The sequence below is a fragment of the Methylobacterium sp. E-012 genome (assembly GCF_057836545.1).
Window position 1 is genome coordinate 2,916,431 of record NZ_JBYQEY010000001.1, and the last position, 20,244, is coordinate 2,936,674.

Sequence of the window (20,244 nt, forward strand, 5' to 3'; positions counted from 1 at the left end):
AAGACAATTCGACGATTGATGTCGCTGCGATCTCGTTGTTTTTTACAGTATTAATCCCTTTCAAAATTCGATTTTGATCAAATTTTTGTTTTATAATTTTCCGTCTTTCGTTTTTTGTTTGAATATAATCTAGGTTTTTTATCTTGCCGGCCCGGATATGGGCTGATACCGGCCGATAAGATCAAGGTCGCAGCATCAAAAAAATCCTTGATCGAACTTTTGCATTGAAATTCGAGACGACATGCAGCGCGAAATTGCGCCGAAATCCATAAACGACTTCGCAAGGACACGAGACAAACGGTTTTTGCGGTGCGCCATGCTGTTGACGGGCGTCGCGGCCATCGCGCCCGCGGCCTGGGCCGCGACCGCGCCCGGCGACGAGGCCGGCGCCTCGGTCCCGCTCGATACGCTGTCCGTGGAGGCGCGCGGCCCCGCGAGGGCGGGCGATTTGCCGCCCGCCTTTGCCGGCGGCCAGGTGGCCCGCGGCGGCCGGCTCGGCCTGCTCGGCAACCGGGACTACATGGAGACGCCGTTCGGCACGGCGAGCTACACCGAGACGACCATCCGCGACACGCAGGCGATCAGCGTCGGCGACCTCCTGACGCGCACCGACCCCTCGGTCCGCGCCGCGATCGGCAGCGGCAACCGCTACGACGCGCTGAACATCCGCGGCTTCCGGGTCGACAACCGGGAGTTCGCCCTGAACGGGTTGTACGGCCTCGTGCCGGACTACCGGATCGACCCAGCCCCCCTCGAGCGCGTCGAGGTGCTCAAGGGTCCGGCGGCGTTCCTGTTCGGCACACCGATCTTAGGCAGCGTCGCCGGCACGGTGAACGTCGTCACCAAGCGCGCGGGCGACGCGCCGCTGACGCGGGCGGGCGTCGACTACGTGTCGACCACCCGCGGCGGGGGCGGGTTCGACGTGGCGCGGCGCTACGGCGAGGGACACGAGATCGGCATCCGCATCAACGGCGCGGGGCTCGGCGGCGAGACGCCGATCGACCATACCGGACAGCACAACGGCGTCGGCTCGCTGGCCCTCGACTATACCGGCGACCGGCTCCGGCTCTACGCCGACGTCATCTATCAGCACGATGCCTATGACAGCCAGACCCGGGGCGGTAACCCGGTGCCGGGCCTGCGCATCCCCAGGGCGCCCGACCCGCGCCGGAACATGTCCCAGCGCTTCGACTTCTCCCGGGCCGACAGCCTCACCGGGCTCGGGCGGGCGGAATTCGAGCTGACCTCGGACATCACGCTGTTCGCGGCCCTCGGCGCCAACCGCTTCAGCTACGCCAAGCGGGAGAATCCCGCCTTCACGCTCCTGGATGCCCACGGCACCACCACGGTCAACTCGGTCTTCCAGACCGGCGATACCGCGACGCTGTCGGGGGAGGCGGGGGCCCGGGCGCGGTTCGACACGGGCTGGATCCGGCACGAGGCCGTGTTCACCACGACGCGCCTCGACCAGGATCTGACGCTCGGCCAGATCACCTATCCGGACTACGCGTCGAACCTCTACGCGCCGGTCCGCCTGGCCTGGCCGGGGCAACCGAAGTCAAACGGCACCTATCCCCGCGGCCGAGCGAGCTACGACCGGATGACGAGCTACGCCGTGGCCGACACGATGTCGGTCGCCGACGGCCTGGTCGAGTTCATGATCGGGGCGCGGCGGCAGGAGATCGAGCTCGGCAATTACGCGCCGACCACGGGGCTCCTGAACACGGCCTACGACAAGACCGCGACGACCCCGGCCTTCGGCCTCGTGGTGCGGCCGACCGAGGCGCTCGCGCTCTACGCCAACGCCGTTCAGGGCCTGACGGCTCTGCGGGCGCCCGGCAGCGCGATCAACAGCACCCAGACCTTCGCGCCGGCCCGGTCGCGGCAATACGAGATCGGCGCGAAGCTCGACTTCAAGACCTTCGGGGCGACCCTCGCCGCCTTCCAGATCACCCAGCCGGCCGGCAGCATCGACGCCCTGACCAACACCTTCGGGGTCGGCGGCAGCCAGCGCAACCGCGGTTTCGAGGCGACGGTCTTCGGCGAGATCGCCGCGGACCTGCGCGTCATCGCCGGCGCGACCCTGCTCGATGCCCGCTGGCGCCGGACCCGGGGCGGCCTCTACGACGGCAACCCCGCCACCGGCGCACCGCGCTTCCAGGCGACCACCGGGCTCGAATGGGACACGCCGTTCCTGCGCGGTCTCACGGCCCTCGCCACGGTGGTCTACACCGGCCAGTCCTACGTCGGCACGACCCTGACCGCCGCCGCCTTCTCGAAGATCCCCGATTGGACGACGGTGGATCTCGGCCTGCGCTACGCGACCCTGATGCAGGACAAGCCGGTCACGCTGCGCGCGACCGTGACGAACGTCGCCGACAACCACTTCTGGATCGGCAACCCGAACGGCGCTTTCATCCTCGGGGCGCCGCGGACGGTGTGGTTGTCGGCCGCGGTCGATTTCTGAGACGCGGCGGTGGAGCGCGATCCGGATCAAGCGCGCATCGGACGGGTCCTTCCCATCCACGCCGCCATCCCGAGGCGCCGGAGCGCGGCGGAGACCTCGAAGGAGGGTGAGCTTGGAACAGGACGTGGGTGAGCGTTGGATTTCGCGCGTCGAGCCGGCTGGCCGTCTCAATCCATCACTTTGCCCAGCCGCCCCGCCAGATCCTGGATGAACTGGAAGGCGGTGCGGCCCGAGCGGGAGCCCCGGGTGGTCGCCCATTCCAGCGCCTCGGCGCGCAGCCGCTCCGGCGGCAGGTCGAGGCCGTAGCGGTCGGCATAGGCGCGGATCATCGCCAGATACTCGTCCTGGCTGCATTTGTGGAAACCGAGCCAGAGGCCGAACCGGTCCGAGAGCGAGACCTTCTCCTCCACCGCCTCGCCGGGGTTAATCGCGGTCGAGCGCTCGTTCTCGACCATGTCGCGGGCGAGCAGGTGGCGGCGGTTGGACGTGGCGTAGAACAGGACGTTGGCCGGCCGGCCCTCGATGCCGCCGTCGAGCGCGGTCTTGAGCGACTTGTAGGAGGTGTCGTCGCCGTCGAAGGAGAGGTCGTCGCAGTAGACGAGCCAGCGATGCGGGTCCGGCCGGAGCAGGGCCATCAGGTCCGGCAGGGCCTCGATGTCCTCGCGGTGGATCTCCACGAGCTTCATCGGCCGGCTGCCCGCGGGGCGGCGGGCGTTGATCTCGGCATGCGCCGCCTTGACCAGGGAGGACTTGCCCATGCCGCGGGCGCCCCACAGCAGGGCGTTGTTGGCCGGAAGGCCCCGGGCGAAGCGCTCGGTGTTCTCCACCAGGGTGTCGCGCGCCCGGTCGATGCCGGTGAGCAGCCCCATCTCCACCCGGGCCACCTGGGGCACCGGGGTGAGCCGGCGCTCCGGGCCCCACAGGAAGGCGTCGGCCGCGTCGGGGTCGAAGGCCGGCGGGGCAGGGGGGGCGGCCCGCTCCAGCGCGGCGGCGATGCGCTCCAGGAGCGGCATCAGGGTGTCGAGGGTCGCGGGGCTCGTCATCGGATCGGGGGGTTCGCTGCCGGTTCTGTCGCGCGACCGTACTACGGCGTTCGGCTGCGGAAATCACCCGGCCGACGATGGCTTCGACCCGGTGCCGAACGCGGCCCCGGATCGGGCGTTGGATCCTGCGCGAGGGCGGGAGCCCGGGAGGGCACCGATGGACGCGGGACCGACGATTCGGATCACCCAGGTCGGGGCATACGTCTTCACCGTCGATTTCGGCGCCGCCCTGCCCGACCTGCTCACCGACGAGGCGGCTCCGATCGGCGGCGGGACCGGGCCCGTCCCCGAGCAGCTGCTGATCTCAGGCGTGGCGAACTGCCTCTGCGCCAGCCTGGTCTTCGCCCTGGGCAAGTTCCGGCAGGATGCGCGGGGCGTCGCCGCCGAGGCGGAATGCCGGGTGGCGCGTAACGCCGAGGGTCGTCTCCGCCTCGCCGGGATCGACGTGCGCATCCGGCTCGGTGCTGCGATCGCGGAGATGCCGCGGATCGAGCGGGTCCTGGAGCAGTTCGAGCGGTTCTGCACCGTCTCGGAGAGCGTGAAGGCCGGGATCCCGGTGGCTGTCTCGGTGACGGATCGCGACGGCACGCGCCTGAAATGACCCGCCCCGCGGAAAGAACGGCCACCCGGCGCATTCCCGCAGCACGAACCGGTCGCGGCGACCGGACGAGGAGACGCCATGTCGGATGAGACGCGAGAGCCAGCCCGCGCGCCGGAGGCGCTGGCCGGATTGTTCAACCGCCGGGCCAATGCGGGCGATGTCGAGGGTCTCGTCGCCCTCTACGAGCCCGCCGCGGTGCTGGCCGCCGGCCGGGTCGTGGCCACCGGCCATGCCGAGATCCGGCGCTTCTACGCGGACCTCCTGGCGCGGAAATCCGACTTCGCGTTGCCGGAGACGCTGCCGCCCCTGCGCAACGGTCCCCTCGCCATGACCTTCGCGCTGCTGCCCAACGGGTCACTGTCGGTGGAGCTCGCCCGGGAGCAGGCGGACGGCACCTGGCTCTGGGCGATCGACCAGCTCAAGATCGCGCCCCCGAAGGCCTGACGCCCACGCGCTTGTCCCACCGGACACGATGCGGCAAAGCGGGGCCCGCGCGCCGACGCCGCGCCGACGACCCGAGCCGAATCCATGCACGACATCCGCGCCATCCGGGACAACCCGGACGCCTTCGACCGCGACCTCGCCCGCCGGGGCCTCGCCCCGCTCTCGGCCGCGCTGATCGCCCTCGACGAGGCGCGGAAGTCGGCGGTCTCGGCCGCGCAGGCCAACCAGGAGCGGCGCAACGCGCTGGCCAAGGAGATCGGCGGTGCCAAGAAGGCGAAGGACGAGGACCGCGCCGCCGCCCTGATGGCGGAGGTCGCCGCGCTGAAAAGCGCCGAGCCGGAACTGAAGGCGGCGCAGGACGGGGCGGACGCGGCGCTGGCCGAAAAACTCGCCGCGATCCCGAACCGGCCCAAGGCCGACGTGCCGGACGGCGCGGACGAGCACGGCAACGTCCTCTATCGCAGCCACGCCTCGACCCGCGAGCGGCTGACCGAGGGCCGCGAGCATTTCGAGCTCGGCGAGGCTGCCGGGCTGATGGATTTCGAGGCGGCGGCCAAGCTGTCGGGCTCGCGCTTCGTGGTGCTGAAGGGCCAGCTCGCCCGGCTGGAGCGCGCGCTCGGCCAGTTCATGCTCGACCTGCACACGCAGGAGCACGGGTATTTGGAAGTCGCGCCGCCGGTGCTGGTGCGCGACCCCGCCATGTTCGGCACGGCACAGCTGCCGAAGTTTGAAGACGATCAGTTCTCCGTTTTCAAAGGCCTCGACGCTGCGAAACAGGACGGGCGGGCAGCGGAGCGGGACCAGACTGAGGCGGAAGCCGAGCGGGGCAGCGCCGAAAAGTTCTGGCTCATCCCCACCGCCGAGGTTCCGCTGACGAACCTCGTCCGCGAGTCGATTCTTTCCGCGGACGAACTCCCCCTGCGCTTCACCGCACTCACCCCCTGCTTCCGGGCCGAGGCCGGGGCGGCGGGGCGGGATACCCGCGGCATGCTGCGCCAGCACCAGTTCAACAAGGTCGAGCTGGTCTCGATCACGACGCCGGAGGACTCCGTCAACGAGCACGAGCGGATGCTCACCTGCGCGGAGGCGGTCCTGAAGAAGCTGGATCTGCCCTACCGGGTGATGACGCTGTGCACCGGCGACATGGGCTTCGCGAGCCAAAAAACCTACGACATCGAGGTCTGGGTGCCGGGCCAGCGCACGCACCGCGAGATCTCGTCGTGCTCGGTCTGCGGCGAGTTCCAGGCCCGGCGGATGAACGCCCGCTACCGGGGCAAGGACGGCAAGCCCGCCTATGTCCACACCCTCAACGGCTCGGGGGTCGCGGTCGGCCGCGCGCTCATCGCCGTGATGGAGAACTACCAGAACCCGGACGGGAGCATCACGATCCCGTCGGTGCTCCAGCCCTACATGGGCGGGCTCAACCGGATCGAAGGGGCCCGCTGATGCGCATCCTGGTCACGAACGACGACGGCATCCACGCGCCGGGGCTCGCCACCCTGGAGGAGATCGCCCGGGAGCTGTCCGACGACGTCTGGGTGGTGGCGCCGGAGAGCGACCAGTCCGGCGTGTCGCACTCGCTCTCCCTCAACGACCCGCTGCGTCTGCGGCCGGTCTCGGAGCAGCGCTTCGCCGTCAAGGGCACGCCCTCTGACTGCGTGATCCTGGGCGTGCGCCACATCCTGGCCGAGCACGGGCCGGACCTCGTCCTGTCGGGGGTCAATCGCGGCCAGAACGTCGCCGAGGATGTGACCTATTCGGGCACCATCGCGGCCGCCATGGAGGGGACGATCCTGGGCATCCGTTCCATCGCGATGAGCCAGGCCTACGGGGCGGGCGGGCGCGGCGCCCTCAAATGGGACTGCGCCCGGACGCACGGGCCGACGGTGGTGCGCAAGATCCTGGAGACCGGGATCGAGCCCGGCATCCTGGTCAACGTCAACTTCCCCGATTGCGAGCCCGACGCCGTGCAGGGCGTCGCGGTGGCGGCGCAGGGGTTCCGCAATCAGGCGCTGCTGTCGATCGACGCCCGGGTCGACGGGCGCGGCAACCCGTATTTCTGGCTGGCCTTCGCCAAGGCCCGGTTCGAGCCGGGCCACGGCTCGGACCTCAAGGCCATCGCCGAGAAGCGCATCTCGGTGACGCCCCTGCGCCTCGATCTCACCGACGAGCCGACGCTGACGCGCTTCGCCCAGGCCTTCGACGCGTGATCGACCTCGGCAGCCTGGAGGCGGCTGCCGGGAACGCGGCCTTCGTGATGGCGCTCCGGGGCCGGGGCCTGCGGGACACCGCGGTGCTCCGGGCGATGGAGCAGGTGCCGCGGGAGGCCTTCGCGCCGCCCCGGCATCGGGATCACGCGCGGCGGGACATCGGCCTGCCGCTGCCCTGCGGCGCGTCCATGACGGCGCCTTCGACGGTGGCGGTGATGCTGGCGCTGCTGCGGCTCGAGGCCGGCCAGCGGGTCCTGGAGATCGGCACCGGCTCGGGCTACGTCACGGCGCTGCTCGCCCGGCTCGGGGCCGGCGCGGTTCTGAGCCTGGAGCGCTACGCCACCCTCGCCGCCGACGCCGCGGCGCGGCTCGCCGCCCTGTCGGAGGTGCATGTCGTCCGGGCCGACGGCCTCGCCCCGGAGCTGCCGGACGGGGGTTTTGACCGCATCCTGGTCCAGGGTTGCGTCGACGCGATCCCGCCGCACTGGCGCGCCGCCCTGGAACCGGGCGGACGGCTGGTGACGGGCCTCACCCAGGGCGGCCGATGCCAGATCGCGATCCTGGCGACCCCCGAGGCTGAACCGGAACTCGGCCCGCCGACGCGTTTAGGGGCGCTGGTGCCGGGGCTGGCGCGGGTGCTGTAAGACCGCCTGCTTCGCGCCGTCATTTCTCACGCGCGGCGACGCGACACAGGAAAACGCCGACGTTCTGAGATCGCGCGCCGCCCTGGGCTGCTTCGCTATGCTCGCAGGGACGGTGTGGGCCTTACCATCGGAGACGACCAAGAGATCCGCATCTCCAAATCCCCCCTCATCCCGAGATGCCGAAGTGTGGCGTCGGCTTCGAAGGCCCCCCGGGTATCGCGGCGTTCCCTGGCGGGCTCCTCCGACGCCCGGCGGCGATGTTCGACCGCCGGGCATCTCAGGATGAGGCGGGAAGTGGGACCTCCGAAGGCGCTCACCCGATCCGCCGCGACGCCCGCCACAGGCGCCACAGCCGCCGCCAGCGCGGCAGGTCGACGAGCGTGTTGAGCGGGTCGTAGGAGGCGCGGTCCATGGCGGCGAGGTAGGGTTCGACCAGGGCCACCGGCAGGAACGCCGTGCCGGCGAGCGGCGCGATGGCCGGGCGGGCGGCCTCGAACGCTGTGAGATGGGTCCGGGCGAGGTCGCGCAGCTCGGCGCAGGCTCGGCGCAGGCCCGGGCCGCCACGGCCGCTGGTGATGTCCTCGCGGGTGACGCCGTAGCGGCCGAGGATGTCGGCGGGCAGGTAGACCTGGCCCGAACGGGCGTGCCAGGGCAGGGCGCGCAGCAGCCCAGTGATCCCGTAGGCGACGCCGGCATGGCCGGCCGCCCCCGCGCCGCCCGGCTCGGCGCCGGTGCCGATCACGAGGCTCGCCAGCCGGAACAGGGCCGAGGCGGTCTCGCCGCAATAGCCCTCCAGGTCGTTCACCCGGGGCATCGGGTCCTCGTAGAGGTCGAACACCCGCGCGTCGATCAGGTCCACGAAGGGCTGGCGGCCGAGGCGGTTCACGCGGATCGCCTCTTCGAGGGCCGCCGCCACCGGGTTGGCACGGACATCGCCCCGGGCCTCACCCTGGAGGGCGTCGCGCCACCATTGCAGGCGGATCTCGCCGGCCATCGGGTTCGAGGCGGCCTCGCGCACCCGGGCGACGGTCAGGCTGAAAGCGTAGAGCGCGAAGAGGTGCGGGCGGGCGGCGGCCGGGGCGAACAGGGTCGCGTAGTAGCGGTCGGGGTCGCCCTCCCGAACCAGCTGCTCGCAATGGGACTGCGCGAAGGCCAAGCCGCTCTCCGCGGGCTTGTCGCCGACCTCCGGCATCAATCGACCACGATCAGGGCGGCCGCGACCTTGCGGTTCTCGGCCACCAGAATGTTGTAGGTGCGGGCGGCGGCGCCGGTCTGCATCACGTCGAGGCCGACGCCGAAATCCTTGAGCCAGCCGCGTAGGCTCGGGTCGATCGCCGCGATGTCGAGACCGGTGCCGACCAGCAGCAGCTCGATTCCGGCGGCCTCAGCCTGGACCGGGCGCAGGGCCGTCCGGTCGATCGCCCGGGGTGCGGTCACGTCCCAGGCGCGCACCCCCGAGGGCAGGAGCAGGATCGAGCCCCGATGCGACATCCCGGCGAAGCGGAAGCCGCCGTTGCCGTAGGTGTCGATGATGTGGCGCCCGGGCACGAAGCCGGATTCGAAGCCGTTCGAGGTCTCCTGCTCGGCCATGTCCGAAACACGCTACTCCGCCGGTTGGGGGACGCCGGCGCGCTCGGCGGCCGCGCGGGCGCCGGAGAGCATCAGGCCCAGATAGATCAGCACCGGCGTCGAGATGAAGATCGCCGAGTAGGTGCAGATCAGGACGCCGCAGAGCATCACGGTGGCAAAACCCTTGATCGCCTCGCCGCCGAACAGGACCAGCGCCAGCAGCGACAGGCCGGAGGAGATCGAGGTCATCACCGTGCGCGACATGGTCGAGTTGATCGACAGGTTGAGGAGGTCGACCGTGGGAATGGTCTTGTACCGGCGCATCAGCTCGCGGGTCCGGTCGAACACCACCACGGTCTCGTTGAGCGAGTAGCCGACGATGGTCAGGATCGCGGCGATCGAGGTCATGTTGAACTCGATCCGGGTGATGATGAACACACCCACGGTGAGCACGATGTCGTGGAGCGTGCCCACGATGGCGCCGAGCGCCAGCTCCCGCTCGAACCGGAACCAGAGGTAGAGCAGCACCGCCACGACCGAGAGCAGGACGCCGAGCGTCCCGGACTGGACGAGCTCGCCGGAGACGCGCGGGCCGACGGTCTCGGTGCGGCGGAAATCGTAATCCTGATCAAAGGCGGCGTGCGCCTTGTTCATCACCGCGGTCTGGCCCTGCTCGCCGGGCTGGAGCGGCAGGCGGACCAGCACGGTGCCCTGGTTGCCGAGTTCCTGCACCTCCGGCTCACCGTAGCCGAAGCCGACGGCCGTGTGCCGGATCGCCGCGACATCCGCGGTGCCCGACTTGGCCTGCAGCTCCACCAGGGTGCCGCCCTTGAAGTCGATGCCGAAGTTCAGCCCGACGGTCAGGAACAGCACCACGGTGGCGAGCGAGAGCACCGCCGAGAGCGGGAAGGTGAAGCGCCGGAATCGCATGAAGTCGAAATGCGATTCATCGGGCCAGAGGCGGAGCAGGCGCATCGTTTCGGACCTAACGTTTGGGGAGTCACAGCGCCGACCCGCTCATCCCATCCTCACCCTCATCCTGAGGTGCCGGAGCGCAGCGGAGGCCTCGAAGGAGGCTTCCAGAGCTCACGGCGCCTGCTGGAGGGCTCCTTCGAGGCCCGCTGGCGCGGGCACCTCAGGATGAGGGCGTGGTTTGGAGCAGCCTTTGCCGACGGTGATCGATCTCCCGAAAATGAACGCGTTCAGAACGGCAGGGCCTTCGGCCGGAAGGTCTTGTACCACACCGCGATCATCATCCGGGTCAGCGTCACCGCGGTGATGACCGTGGTCAGGATGCCGAGGATGAAGACCACGGCAAAACCCTTCACCGGGCCCGAGCCGAGGAAGAACAGGATCAGGGCGGCGATCGCCATGGTCGAGTTCGAGTCGATGATGGTGGCGAAGGCCCGGTCGAAGCCCGCCTGGAGCGCCGAGATCAGTGAGCGGCCCGCGTGGCTCTCCTCGCGCATGCGCTCGTAGATCAGCACGTTGGAATCCACCGCGGTGCCGATGGTGAGGACGATGCCGGCGATGCCCGGAAGCGTCATGGTGGCTTCAAGCACCGACATCAGGCCCAGGATCAGCCCGACATGGACCATCAGGGCGATGTTGGCGATGAAGCCGAAGGTCCCGTAGGTCGCGAACATGAAGGCCACGACGAGGCCCGCCGCGACGAGGGTCGCGAGCTTGCCGGCCTCGATGGAATCGCGGCCGAGCCCCGGCCCGACGACGCGGCGCTCGACCACGGTGAATTTCGCCGGCAGCGCGCCCGCCCGCAGCAGGACGGACAGGTCGTTGGCCTGCTGCACAGTGAAGTTGCCGGTGATCTGGCCGGAGCCGCCGGTGATCGCCGAGCGGATCACCGGGGCCGAGACCACCTCGTTGTCCAGCACGATCGCCATGCGCCGACCGACATTCTCGGAGGTCGCCTGGCCGAACCGCTGTGCCCCGCGCAGGTTGAACTTGAAGCTCACCATCGGCTCGTGGGACTGCTGATCGAAGGCCGGCTGCGCGTCGGTCAGCTCGCCGCCATCGGCCATGACCCGGCGCTCGACCGGGACCTTGGCGCCCTTCTCGTCCTTGGAGGGCAGCATGTCGACATCGCCCGAGGGGCTGTCGGCGAGCATGCGGAATTCGAGCTTGGCGGTGGAGCCGAGGAGCTTCTCCAGCCGCTCCGGGTTCTGCTCGCCCGGCACCTGGATCAGGATGCGGTCGGCGCCCTGCTGCTGGATCGAGGGCTCGGTGGTGCCGGTGGAATCCAGGCGCCGCCGAATGACCTCAATGCCCTGGCTCACCGCGCGTCGGGTGCGGTCGGTGATGCCGGCATCGGTGAGCGTCAGGCGGACCAGGCCGCCCGGCTGCTCGGACACGTCCAGGGTACGGGCGGCGGTCTGGCCCAGCGAGGTGGTGATTGGGAGGGCCAGTTCCTGCAGCTTCGGCAGCACCTTGGCGCGGGCCGCGTCATCCGCGATCTTCACCTGGACGCCGCGCTGGAGCAGGCCGATGCCGCCGTCGGCGCGGACGCTCTCCTGCTGGAGCACCCGGCGGACGTCGTCACGCAGGGCCTTGGCCTGGGAGGCGATCAGCTCGTTCTGATCGACCTCCAGCAGCAGCTGCGAGCCCCCCTGGAGATCGAGGCCGAGCACGATGGCGCGAGTCGGCACCACCCAGCTCGGGAACCAGGAGGGCAGGCTGGCGACGAAGCCCTTGCGCTGCTCGGGCGAGAAGAAGCTCGGCACGGCCAGCATCAGGCCGACCAGGATCAGGCCCAGCGTCGCGATGATCTTCGCACGGGAGAAGCGCAGCATCGGCCGTCTTTTTCTCTTGTGGGCCGGCGCGTTACGCCGGCCGGTTCAACTGGAAGTTCAGGCGGCCTTCACCGAGCCCTTGGCCCGGACCTCGGAGATCATCGTCCGCACGACCCGCACACGGACGTTCGGGGCGATCTCGACCTCGATCTCCGGCTGGTCGTCCACCGCCTTGACCACACGCCCGACCAGGCCGCCGTTGGTGACGATCGTGTCGTCCCGGCGCACGGATTTGAGCAGCACCTGGTGGTCCTTGACCCGCTTCTGCTGCGGCCGCAGGATCAGGAAATACATGATCACGAAGATCAGGACGAACGGGATCACCTGAAAGGCGATCTCCGCTCCGCCAGCGGCCGTAGCGGCCCCTTGCGCGAAGGCGGGGGTGATCAACGAGCGTCTCCTGCGATTGGCACGCAGGCCTGCCGCCGGTTGCGGCGTCTGCAGACCTGTCGAAAAGCGCGCGGACTATAGCCAGGGGCTTCCCGAAAGCAACGCCGAAGCGACGCGCGGCCGAATCGCCGTCACAGCAGGGCGCGCACCGCCGCCGCGAAGGCCTCCGGCGCCTCCAGGGGGAAATTGTGCCCGATCCCCGGGACGATCGCGCGCCGATACGGGCCGGTGAAGTGGCGGGCATCGGTGTCGGTCTCGGGCGGCGGCCCGACGCCGTCGTCGGCGCCGAGCAGCACGATCGACGGCACCGCGATCTCCGGTTGCGCGGCCAGCCGCGCCTCGATCTCCGCGAGGGCCGGATCGCCCGGCACCAGGCCGAAGCGGTGCCGGTAGGAATGCACCACCACGTCGACGAAATCCGGGTTGTCGAAGGATCGGGCGGTCGCCGCGAAGGTCGCCGCGTCGAACGCCCAGGTCGGGGACCACAGGCGCCAGAGCAGGCCGCAGAAGGCCTCGCGGTTCGCCGCGAGCCCGGCCCGGCCGCGCTCCCCGTGCAGGTAGTACTGGTACCAGAGCCGGTGCTCGGCCTCCGGGGCGACGGGCTGCCCGGAGGCCGGGATGTTCTGGATGTTGTAGCCGACGCCGCAGCTGACGAGACCCCTGGCCCGGTCCGGCCAGAGCGCCGCGACCACGCAGGCCGCCCGGCCGCCCCAATCGTAGCCGGCGAGAACGGCCCGCTCGATCCCGAGGGCGTCCAGGAAGGCCAGGAGATCAGCCCCGAGCGCCGCCTGCTCGCCCGAGCGGGGCGTCGCGGGGTCGAGGAACCGGGTCGGCCCGTAGCCGCGCAGGGACGGGATCAGGCAGCGCACCCCGGCGCCGGCCAGGTGCTCGGCCGCCGCGTCGCAGGCGTGGACGTCGTAGGGGAATCCGTGGAGCAGCACCGCGGGCGGCCCGTCCGGCGGTCCGACCTCCCGATAGGCGACGTCCAGCACGCCCGCATGCACGCGCTTCATGGATGGCTCCCGGAGCTTCGAGGCGCGCATCCTAGCGCATCGTCCTGACCAGCGGAATCAGGACGATGCGCTAGGTCGTTGGTCCTGCATCATCTTTTTTTCGGGAACTGGGCCCGGCACGAGGCTGTGGGTCCTTGATTCCGCGTCGTCCTTCTCCGAACGCCCGCGGCCACCTTTCGGGACGAGGCTCCAGAACCGGGCGCGAATGTGTTGCCATCGCAACCCCGGCTAAGCCTTTGATCGGTCGCGCGCCCGGAGCGAGCCGGTGCTCGCCTGCGCGCGGGACCCACGCGGCGATCCACCGCGCAATTGCCGCACGCGCTTGCCGGCGGCCAATCACGCCCGAATTCTCGAAGCCCTCGAAGCGCGATGCGGTGGAGAATCATGGGCCTGCTCGACGGTGCGAAGAATCTGATCGGCGATGTCGTCGCAGCGGTCGACCGCGCGCTCGAGGAGACCGGCAGCGGCAAGCTCCCGATGGCGCTGGCGAAGTTCTATCCCGGGGGCCTCGTGGGCCTCCTCGACCGCCTGCGCGCGGATGGCCACGGGGCCGCCGTCGATTCCTGGCTGTCCCCCGGGGAACGGCAGACCGTCCCGGCCGCCGCCATGGCGACCTGTCTGCCCAAGGCGGTCACCGAGCGCCTCGCCTACGATCTCGGCCTGCCGGAGGGCCGCGTCGCCACGGTCCTCTCGGAGTTCCTGCCGGCCGCGGTCGCCGGGCAGAGCGTGGACGGCCGGCTGAAGCCACAGCCGAACTTCAGCACTCAGGTGCGCTGAGCGGGCCCTGACAAGCGTGCGTCGTTCCGGGGGCGCGGCACTAGGGCGTCGCGCATTTCATCTGGGGCGGCGCCGTCGCACAGCTCAGGGAGCAGCTCTGCTTGGCGAAGCAGTACCAGGTCAGCGCGCCGCTCTTGAGGCAGGCCCCGCCGCAATGCCGGTACACGCCGTAGAGCGGCCGGACGAAGACGGCGTCCGCGAGGGCCCGCTCCACGTGGACCGGACGGGACATCTCGTCGGGCACCGCCAGCGCCGCGTCGGCCGCGACGATCAGCACGACAGACAGCACCAGAGATCGCATGACCGCATGACCGTGGATGGATTCCGAGGCGGCATACCGGGCCAACATCCAGGCGCTGTCGATTAAATTGCGGTTCACGCGACGCGGCGGCCCGCGCCCTCTCCCGTTTCCCGGAGGCCGCCCTAAAATCCGATGGGACGGCGTGACCGACAGGAGAACAGGATGAGTCTGCTCGATTCCCTCGGTGGCTCGCTGGGGCAGATGGCACTCAAGGCGCTGCCGGGCGTCATCCAGCAGGTGCTGCCCGGCGGCCTCAACGCGCTGCTCGACCAGCTCCGCCGCTCCGGCTACGAGAGCCAGGTGAATTCCTGGCTGGGCCGCGGCCCCAACGAGCCGATCACCGCCGACGACCTGCGCAAGGTCCTGGACAACGAGCAGGTCCGCCAGATGGCGCAGAAGCTCGGCGTCCCGGTGGATCAGCTGTTCCCGACCCTCGCCCAGACGCTGCCGCAGGCGGTGGATCACCACAGCCCCGACGGCACGCTGCAGGAGCCCAAATCCTAGGGCGGCCAACGAAAACGGCGGCCCCTTCCGGGACCGCCGCTGATCTCAGACTGCAGGCGCCGTTCAGTTGCTGGCGAGCTGGGACATCGGATCGACCGGCGCGCCGCCCTTGCGGATCTCGAAGTGCAGCTGCGGCGAGGTCACGTTGCCCGAGGCGCCGGACTTGGCGATCGTCTGGCCGCGCTTGACCTTGTCGCCGGGCTTCACGTCGATCTCGCCGTTATGGGCATAGGCCGAGACGAAGCCGTTGGCGTGGCGCACCAGCACCAGCTTGCCGTAGCCCTTCACGTCCGAGCCGGCATAGGCGACAGTGCCCTCCTCGGCGGCCTTGACCGGCGTGCCCTCCGGCACCGCGATGTTGATGCCCTCGTTGCCCGACGTGCCGTAGCCCGAGATCACCCGGCCCTTGGCGGGCCAGCGAAAGCTCTCCGACGGCGTGGCGTCGGCGACGGAGCCGGTGGCGGCGGGCTCGGGCTTGGCGGGCGCTGCCGCGGCGACCGGCTTCGGCGCCTCCTTGGCGGCGACCTTCTCCGCGGCGGCGGCCTTCTGCGCGGCCTCCTTGGCGGCCTTGGCCTCGGCGAGCTTCTGGACCGCCTCCGCCTTCGCGGCGGCCTTGGCCTCGACCTTCGCCTCGGCGGCCTTCGCGTCGGCCTTGGCCTTCGCGTCCGCCTTGGCGCTTGCCTTGGCCTCCGCCTTCGGATCCGCCTTGGGCTCCTCGGCCTTGGCGACCTGGCCGGGCCGCACGTGCCGCGGCTTGTCGTCGGCCTTCGCCACCTCCTTGTGGGTCTTGGCGTCGGCGACCTTCCGGGCAGCGGCATCGCGGGCCAGCGCCTCCTTGCGGTCCGCCTCCTTGTCGGCAGCCCGCCGGGTGGCTTCCTTGGCGGCTTCCTTGGCCTCCTCGCGTTTGGCCTCCTCGCGTTTGGCCTCGTCCCGCTTGGCTTCTTCGCGCTTGGCGTCCCGGGCGGCCTCCTCGCGCTTGGCGGCGAGCTTGCCCTCGACCTGCTTGGCGTCCTCGCGCTTCTCCTCCGCCGCCCGGGCCGGGCGGGCGGTCATGGGGGCCGCGGCGGGATTCATGCCCGACGCGTTGTAGACCGGGATTACGATCTGCCGGCCGGGGGTGATCTGGCTGGCGCTGGTCAGGCCGTTGGCCGACAGGATCGCCGAGGCGGGGACGCCGAACCGGGTGGACATCTGGTTCAGGCTGTCGTTCTGCGACACGGTGATCTGCGTGCCGCCCTGGGCGCTCCAGCCGACCGGTCCGGTCGAGGCGACGCGGGTCGCCGGCGCGGCGGCATGGGTCGCCACCGGATTGGCCGCGGAGACCGGACGCGAGGCTGCCGGTGGGCTCAGCGCCTCCGACTGGATGCGGCCGGTGCGGATCACCGGTGCCGGCTTGAGGCTGCCGTCCGGCAGGCTGCCGGTGGCGGCGGGCTCCCCCTCGAACGGGTTCGTGAACGGATTGCTCAGCCGCGAGGCATCCGACGAACAGGCGGCCGCAGCCCCGCCGATGATGCCGATGAGGGCGACGCGCGACAGCGTCCGCAACATCTGACCCGTACCGCGCACCCGCATCGACGCACCCGTTTGCCTGACGCAACTTGATGCCCCAATGAAGACGGATTCAGGTTAAGCAACCGTTCCCGTCCGGCCTGTCTGCGACCGTCGCGCGAAGGACAACAGGGCGTCCTCGCCGCGTCCCGGGGATGAGAGTGGGGCCCATGCACGTGCCTTTTCCGCACCGGCGGGCACCCCACATCCGAGGGATGTTTACCATCCGCGCCGCCCGTGCCAGCCTCGTCGACCTGCCCGGGATCGAAACCCCGCGCCTGTCGATCGCGGCCCTGCACATCCAGGACGCGGACGCCCTGCGCCGGCTCACGGACGACCCCGCGATCACCGCAGCGGTGGACTTCCTGCCGTCGCCGTTCACCCTGCAGGACGCTCAGGACCTGATCCGCAGCGGTGCCCGGGGCCAGGACTGCTTTCTCGGCGCCTGGCTTCGCGGTGACGGCGATACGCAGACGCCATCCGATCCGGTCGGGCGCGAACTCGTCGGCGTGGTGGGCACGCACCTGCGGGGAACGGGCGCGATCGAGATCGGCTACTGGATCGGCGGCGCCGCGCGGGGGCGCGGCTTCGCGTTCGAGGCGGTGGCGGCGATCATCGGCCTCCTGTGCGGCCGGTTCCCCGGCCGCACCATCGTGGCGGAGTGCCGCCCCGCCAACATCGCGTCCTGGGGGCTGCTGGAGAAGCTTGGCTTCCGCGATACGGGCGAGGAGGGCCACCGCCCCGGCCGCCGTTTGCTCCGGCGGGCCTAGCGCATCGTCCCGGAGGGTGGTCTCGTCTCCGGGACGATGCCCCGATCTCCGCCCTCGATCGGCGGCCGGTTCAGGGCGTGGGCGCGCCTCCGCGCAGCGGACCCGGCGACCGTGCCCCTCAGGCCGCCGCAGCGGCCTCGGGACGCTCGGAGGCTTCCGGGACCGCGGGGGCCTCGAGAACGGCCCGCTCGGGGCTACGGCGGTGCTTCTGCCTCCGAGACTTGCCGATCGTCACCGGCGGTTCGTCGGAGGGTGTGCGCTCGTTGAGGGCGAACCCATGCAACGCGTCCAAGGTCAGGCCATCCTGGGAGCGGGCGTCGATCAGGGCGTAGAAGGCGGCGCGAACGACATGCTTCTTGGACGCCTCCGGATGGTGTTCGCGGACAGCGGCGCGCAGCGCCTTCGGCGTCATGCCTGGCGCCGCCACCCTCCACAGGGTCGCCGACAGAGCCTCGATCGAAGTCATTCACTAACCCCCCGATCCGGCAACGGCCGGCGCAGGGCGAGGAATACATGGCGGAGCGGTGACATTTCAAGTGTTCGACAGAACCGGTCACCGCAGCTCACGTCCCATGAGCCACAGCGATAATCAAACGCGCATGCCTAACTTGATCAATGCCGAGATATTGCTGCCGCTTTAAGAAATATTGGATCACATGTAGTGCGAGCCATTACAAGCAACAAAAAAGCCCCCGGCTTCAGGCCGGGGGCTTGTCCGAACCGGCCTCGCGGCCGGGATGCGAATCGGATCAGAAGGTGATTCCGGTCTCGACCATGTAGCGGTCCTGCGCGGTGCGGTTGCCGGTGCGGCCGAAGCCGGTGCCGGGCGTGAGCAGGCCCGTATCCGAGATGTTCGCCCGGGTGATGCCGCCGAGCTCGACATGCGCGTACTCGACCCGGAAGAAGAACCGGTCGAACGTGAAGGTCGGCGTGACGGTCACCGAGAAGGCGTTGCTGCCGGCGCCGAAGCCGAGCAGGTTCGTGGTGCCGGAGCCCCGCACGCCCGTCTGCTCGATGTACTCGACGCGGCCGGCAAGGGAGAAGTGGTCGGTGAACGAGTAGGCCGCCAGCAGCGCGCCGCTGTAGGTGGAGGCGGAGTTGTAGATCCCCACCCGCGGATCCCGCTCGACGTTGGTGAACTGGAAGTACGGCGAGACGATCCACGGACCGTTCGCGTAGGTGTAGTTGATGTCGAAGATGCCGCTGTTCTGCTGGAGGTTCGGCGTGGCGAACTGGTAGCGCGGGCTGCGGGCCAGGGCGTTGGTGCGGCCGAGGTTCAGGCCGCCGTTGACGCCGATGGTGTTGAAGTCGTCGAGCTTGTAGGCGACGTTGCCGGTGAACCACGTGATCTCGTTGGAGAAGAACCCGTCCGTGCCGGCCAGCGACACCGAGAGCGGGCCGCTGCTGTAATTGACCTGCACGCCCTGGTTGATGAAGTTCTCCTGCACGAACAGCAGGCCGCGGTTGATGTTCAGGTTCTGATAGGTGAACAGCAGTTCGGTCCCGATCAGGGTGAACATCCGTCCGCCCTGGATCGACCACTCGTCGTTGATCTGGACCTTACCGTAGGCGACCGGGACCGGCCCGAAGAGCAGATCGGTCTGGGTGAAGGTGCCCAGCGTCGGGAAGCCGAGCTGCGGGATCGAGTAGCCGCCCGCCTGGACGTAGAACTGGAACCCGCCCTCGGGCTTCTGGATGACGCCCTGGATGTTGGAGAAGTCGAACCGCGCGGCCCGGTCCCGGTCGTTGGGCGCGGCGGGGGTCGAGAACGACGCGAACGGGTTGGTCTGGACGTAGCCGTAACCCGTCACCGCGCCGCCGACATAGAGGTCGCCGAGCGGGCCGGCCGCGAAGCAGGTCGGCGTCGGGTTGGCCTTGATCACGCCGCCGTAGGTCGGGCCGAGCAGCGTGGCCTTGCAGGGTTCCGCCGGGGGCGCCACGGGGGCGGGGGCGGGCGCCGCCAGATCCGCCGCGAGGATGCTGGTCGAGGACAACAGCAGGGTCGCCAGGCCGGCCAGGGTGGATCGCTTCAGCATGGGTCGCAGCTCGTTCCGGTTCACTCACGGCCAAGCTGACATCAAGAGATAAATGACACAAAATCAAACAAGGAGCAGTTGCATATTTTTTGAGCAATTTTGTGCTCGAGGACACGTTCGCCGGAGAAATGTGTCGTTGCCGCAACAATCAGAATCGCGGGCGAACCCTCATCTTCGTCCGATCGAAGGAATCAGCGTCCTGGAACGCGGCTCGATGTTGGCGAATCAATCATTCCGGCCGATCGGGTCGCAGCGAAAGCCGCCGAAGTCCTGCAAAGCCAGACGTTCGGCCAGTGCCGGCAGGAAGACCGTCGCCTCCTCCGCAAGACGCCAAGGCGGGTTGACCACGATCAGCCCGCTGCCGGTGAGGCGCGTCGGGTCGTCCGGCCGATCGATCAGCAGGTCGAGTCGGAGCGCCGGGCGGGGCAGGGCGCCGTCGAGGTCCCGGATCATGCGGTCGAGGGCGGCCGCATCCTTGATCGGGTACCACGCCAGGAACAGGCCGGTCGGCCATTTCGTCACCGCCCGGGCGAGGTGGGCGCCGAGCCGCTCGATCTCGCCGGGCACCTCGTAGGGGGGATCGATCAGCACGAGGCCGCGCCGCTCGGGCGGCGGGACCTGGGCGTTGACCGCCGTCCAGCCATCGAGGCTCATGACCTTCGTGCGCGGGTCGCGCGCGTACCGCGCCCGCAGGATGTCGGCGTCCGCCGGGTGCAGTTCCACGAACACGCCCTTGTCCCCGGGCCGCAGCGCCTCGCGGATCAGCGCGGGCGAGCCCGGATAGGCGGTGGCGCCGTGGCGCGCCCGGACCGCCGCGACCGCCGCCCGGTAGGGGGCGAGCAGCGCCTCCACGGCGGGCGCGAAGGGCGCGTCCATCCGGCCCCAGCCATCCCGCCATTCGCCGGTGCGGGTCGCCTCGTCGGCCGCGAGGTCGTAGACGCCGAGGCCCGCGAAGGCGTCGAGCGCGCGGAACGGCTTGTCCTTGAGGCGCAGGTGGTCGAGCACCCGCGCCAGCACGAGGTGCTTGAGCACGTCGGCGTGGTTGCCGGCGTGGAAGGCATGCCGATAATTCATGGGAGCGCGGTGAAGCCGATCCGGCCGCCCGGGTCCAGCGCCGAAC

At 69.9% G+C, this 20,244-nt stretch carries 21 protein-coding genes; 9 read left to right on the forward strand and 12 right to left on the reverse strand.

Features of this window, described 5'->3' with window-relative positions; all coding sequences use genetic code 11:
* The first annotated feature begins 316 nt into the window (after positions 1–316).
* On the forward strand, positions 317–2,467 hold the full coding sequence (locus AC3IF1_RS14080) for a TonB-dependent receptor (RefSeq protein ID WP_489218115.1): 2,151 nt from the start codon (positions 317–319) through the stop codon (positions 2,465–2,467).
* Positions 2,468–2,634: 167 nt separating this feature from the next.
* On the opposite strand, the gene AC3IF1_RS14085 is transcribed toward AC3IF1_RS14080, so the two are convergent.
* Positions 2,635–3,510, reverse strand: coding sequence for an ATP-binding protein (locus AC3IF1_RS14085; RefSeq protein WP_243968203.1), 876 nt, complete (start codon positions 3,508–3,510; stop codon positions 2,635–2,637).
* A 157-nt stretch (positions 3,511–3,667) separates the two neighbouring features.
* On the opposite strand from AC3IF1_RS14085, the gene AC3IF1_RS14090 reads away from it, so the two are divergent.
* The 5 genes from AC3IF1_RS14090 to AC3IF1_RS14110 all read left to right on the forward strand — a co-directional run bounded on the left by AC3IF1_RS14090 (position 3,668) and on the right by AC3IF1_RS14110 (position 7,409).
* Positions 3,668–4,111, forward strand: a complete 444-nt coding sequence (locus AC3IF1_RS14090; protein WP_489218116.1) for an OsmC family protein — start codon at positions 3,668–3,670, stop codon at positions 4,109–4,111.
* Between the two features lie 78 nt (positions 4,112–4,189).
* The gene (locus AC3IF1_RS14095; protein ID WP_489218117.1) at positions 4,190–4,555 is read left to right on the forward strand and encodes a YybH family protein; all 366 of its coding nucleotides are present in this window, start codon (positions 4,190–4,192) and stop codon (positions 4,553–4,555) included.
* Positions 4,556–4,639: 84 nt separating this feature from the next.
* Complete coding sequence (serS, locus tag AC3IF1_RS14100; protein ID WP_489218118.1) at positions 4,640–6,001, forward strand: serine--tRNA ligase; 1,362 nt, start codon at positions 4,640–4,642, stop codon at positions 5,999–6,001.
* Positions 6,001–6,765, forward strand: a complete 765-nt coding sequence (gene surE / locus AC3IF1_RS14105; protein ID WP_489218119.1) for a 5'/3'-nucleotidase SurE — start codon at positions 6,001–6,003, stop codon at positions 6,763–6,765. Before serS ends, surE begins: the two co-directional genes overlap by 1 nt.
* Entirely contained in the window at positions 6,762–7,409 is a 648-nt protein-coding gene (locus AC3IF1_RS14110; protein ID WP_489218120.1) for a protein-L-isoaspartate O-methyltransferase family protein, read from the forward strand. The genes surE and AC3IF1_RS14110 overlap by 4 nt, the downstream gene beginning before the upstream one ends.
* 313 nt (positions 7,410–7,722) lie before the next feature.
* Here AC3IF1_RS14110 and AC3IF1_RS14115 read toward each other — a convergent pair whose 3' ends face one another.
* The 6 genes from AC3IF1_RS14115 to AC3IF1_RS14140 all read right to left on the reverse strand — a co-directional run bounded on the left by AC3IF1_RS14115 (position 7,723) and on the right by AC3IF1_RS14140 (position 13,188).
* A complete protein-coding gene (locus AC3IF1_RS14115) occupies positions 7,723–8,601 on the reverse strand; it encodes a phytoene/squalene synthase family protein (protein WP_489218121.1) in 879 nt (292 codons plus the stop codon).
* Entirely contained in the window at positions 8,601–8,999 is a 399-nt protein-coding gene (locus tag AC3IF1_RS14120; RefSeq protein WP_489218122.1) for an Mth938-like domain-containing protein, read from the reverse strand. The genes AC3IF1_RS14115 and AC3IF1_RS14120 overlap by 1 nt, the downstream gene beginning before the upstream one ends.
* A 12-nt stretch (positions 9,000–9,011) precedes the next feature.
* Positions 9,012–9,953, reverse strand: a complete 942-nt coding sequence (secF, locus tag AC3IF1_RS14125; protein ID WP_489218123.1) for a protein translocase subunit SecF — start codon at positions 9,951–9,953, stop codon at positions 9,012–9,014.
* A gap of 227 nt (positions 9,954–10,180) precedes the next feature.
* Entirely contained in the window at positions 10,181–11,785 is a 1,605-nt protein-coding gene (gene secD / locus AC3IF1_RS14130) for a protein translocase subunit SecD (RefSeq protein ID WP_243968194.1), read from the reverse strand.
* A gap of 57 nt (positions 11,786–11,842) precedes the next feature.
* Positions 11,843–12,175, reverse strand: a complete 333-nt coding sequence (gene yajC, locus AC3IF1_RS14135) for a preprotein translocase subunit YajC (RefSeq protein WP_243968193.1) — start codon at positions 12,173–12,175, stop codon at positions 11,843–11,845.
* A gap of 131 nt (positions 12,176–12,306) precedes the next feature.
* Positions 12,307–13,188 carry an alpha/beta fold hydrolase gene (locus tag AC3IF1_RS14140; protein WP_489218124.1) on the reverse strand — a complete coding sequence of 294 codons (882 nt, stop codon included), beginning with the start codon at positions 13,186–13,188 and terminating at the stop codon, positions 12,307–12,309.
* 384 nt (positions 13,189–13,572) lie between these two features.
* Between AC3IF1_RS14140 and AC3IF1_RS14145 the strand changes: the two genes are divergently transcribed.
* Positions 13,573–13,965 (forward strand): YidB family protein, encoded by a 393-nt coding sequence (locus AC3IF1_RS14145; protein WP_489218125.1) that lies wholly within the window; start codon positions 13,573–13,575, stop codon positions 13,963–13,965.
* 40 nt (positions 13,966–14,005) lie between these two features.
* On the opposite strand, the gene AC3IF1_RS14150 is transcribed toward AC3IF1_RS14145, so the two are convergent.
* Complete coding sequence (locus tag AC3IF1_RS14150) at positions 14,006–14,254, reverse strand: hypothetical protein (protein WP_409564802.1); 249 nt, start codon at positions 14,252–14,254, stop codon at positions 14,006–14,008.
* A gap of 174 nt (positions 14,255–14,428) precedes the next feature.
* Here AC3IF1_RS14150 and AC3IF1_RS14155 point away from each other — a divergent pair, with 174 nt between their 5' ends.
* Entirely contained in the window at positions 14,429–14,770 is a 342-nt protein-coding gene (locus AC3IF1_RS14155) for a YidB family protein (RefSeq protein ID WP_243968189.1), read from the forward strand.
* Positions 14,771–14,833: 63 nt separating this feature from the next.
* Here AC3IF1_RS14155 and AC3IF1_RS14160 read toward each other — a convergent pair whose 3' ends face one another.
* Positions 14,834–16,342 (reverse strand): peptidoglycan DD-metalloendopeptidase family protein, encoded by a 1,509-nt coding sequence (locus AC3IF1_RS14160; RefSeq protein ID WP_243968187.1) that lies wholly within the window; start codon positions 16,340–16,342, stop codon positions 14,834–14,836.
* A 191-nt stretch (positions 16,343–16,533) separates the two neighbouring features.
* Between AC3IF1_RS14160 and AC3IF1_RS14165 the strand changes: the two genes are divergently transcribed.
* Complete coding sequence (locus tag AC3IF1_RS14165) at positions 16,534–17,088, forward strand: GNAT family N-acetyltransferase (RefSeq protein ID WP_489218126.1); 555 nt, start codon at positions 16,534–16,536, stop codon at positions 17,086–17,088.
* Between the two features lie 118 nt (positions 17,089–17,206).
* Here the strand turns inward: AC3IF1_RS14165 and AC3IF1_RS14170 are convergent, their stop codons facing one another.
* The 3 genes from AC3IF1_RS14170 to AC3IF1_RS14180 form a co-directional block, all read right to left on the reverse strand.
* Positions 17,207–17,554: a hypothetical protein gene (locus AC3IF1_RS14170; protein WP_243968185.1), complete on the reverse strand. Its 348-nt coding sequence runs from the start codon at positions 17,552–17,554 to the stop codon at positions 17,207–17,209.
* Between the two features lie 283 nt (positions 17,555–17,837).
* Positions 17,838–19,124 (reverse strand): outer membrane beta-barrel protein, encoded by a 1,287-nt coding sequence (locus tag AC3IF1_RS14175; protein ID WP_243968184.1) that lies wholly within the window; start codon positions 19,122–19,124, stop codon positions 17,838–17,840.
* Positions 19,125–19,349: 225 nt separating this feature from the next.
* Positions 19,350–20,198: a 23S rRNA (adenine(2030)-N(6))-methyltransferase RlmJ gene (locus AC3IF1_RS14180; protein WP_489218127.1), complete on the reverse strand. Its 849-nt coding sequence runs from the start codon at positions 20,196–20,198 to the stop codon at positions 19,350–19,352.
* Positions 20,199–20,244 lie beyond the last annotated feature (46 nt).

Coding starts and splice junctions, on each gene's coding strand:
- AC3IF1_RS14080 (WP_489218115.1), top strand. CDS start 317: ATGCTGTTGACGGGCGTCGCGGCCATCGCGCCCGCGGCCTGGGCCGCG.
- AC3IF1_RS14085 (WP_243968203.1), bottom strand. CDS start 3,510: ATGACGAGCCCCGCGACCCTCGACACCCTGATGCCGCTCCTGGAGCGC.
- AC3IF1_RS14090 (WP_489218116.1), top strand. CDS start 3,668: ATGGACGCGGGACCGACGATTCGGATCACCCAGGTCGGGGCATACGTC.
- AC3IF1_RS14095 (WP_489218117.1), top strand. CDS start 4,190: ATGTCGGATGAGACGCGAGAGCCAGCCCGCGCGCCGGAGGCGCTGGCC.
- serS (WP_489218118.1), top strand. CDS start 4,640: ATGCACGACATCCGCGCCATCCGGGACAACCCGGACGCCTTCGACCGC.
- surE (WP_489218119.1), top strand. CDS start 6,001: ATGCGCATCCTGGTCACGAACGACGACGGCATCCACGCGCCGGGGCTC.
- AC3IF1_RS14115 (WP_489218121.1), bottom strand. CDS start 8,601: ATGCCGGAGGTCGGCGACAAGCCCGCGGAGAGCGGCTTGGCCTTCGCG.
- AC3IF1_RS14120 (WP_489218122.1), bottom strand. CDS start 8,999: ATGGCCGAGCAGGAGACCTCGAACGGCTTCGAATCCGGCTTCGTGCCC.
- secF (WP_489218123.1), bottom strand. CDS start 9,953: ATGCGCCTGCTCCGCCTCTGGCCCGATGAATCGCATTTCGACTTCATG.
- secD (WP_243968194.1), bottom strand. CDS start 11,785: ATGCTGCGCTTCTCCCGTGCGAAGATCATCGCGACGCTGGGCCTGATC.
- AC3IF1_RS14140 (WP_489218124.1), bottom strand. CDS start 13,188: ATGAAGCGCGTGCATGCGGGCGTGCTGGACGTCGCCTATCGGGAGGTC.
- AC3IF1_RS14145 (WP_489218125.1), top strand. CDS start 13,573: ATGGGCCTGCTCGACGGTGCGAAGAATCTGATCGGCGATGTCGTCGCA.
- AC3IF1_RS14155 (WP_243968189.1), top strand. CDS start 14,429: ATGAGTCTGCTCGATTCCCTCGGTGGCTCGCTGGGGCAGATGGCACTC.
- AC3IF1_RS14160 (WP_243968187.1), bottom strand. CDS start 16,342: ATGCGGGTGCGCGGTACGGGTCAGATGTTGCGGACGCTGTCGCGCGTC.
- AC3IF1_RS14165 (WP_489218126.1), top strand. CDS start 16,534: ATGTTTACCATCCGCGCCGCCCGTGCCAGCCTCGTCGACCTGCCCGGG.
- AC3IF1_RS14170 (WP_243968185.1), bottom strand. CDS start 17,554: ATGACTTCGATCGAGGCTCTGTCGGCGACCCTGTGGAGGGTGGCGGCG.
- AC3IF1_RS14175 (WP_243968184.1), bottom strand. CDS start 19,124: ATGCTGAAGCGATCCACCCTGGCCGGCCTGGCGACCCTGCTGTTGTCC.
- AC3IF1_RS14180 (WP_489218127.1), bottom strand. CDS start 20,198: ATGAATTATCGGCATGCCTTCCACGCCGGCAACCACGCCGACGTGCTC.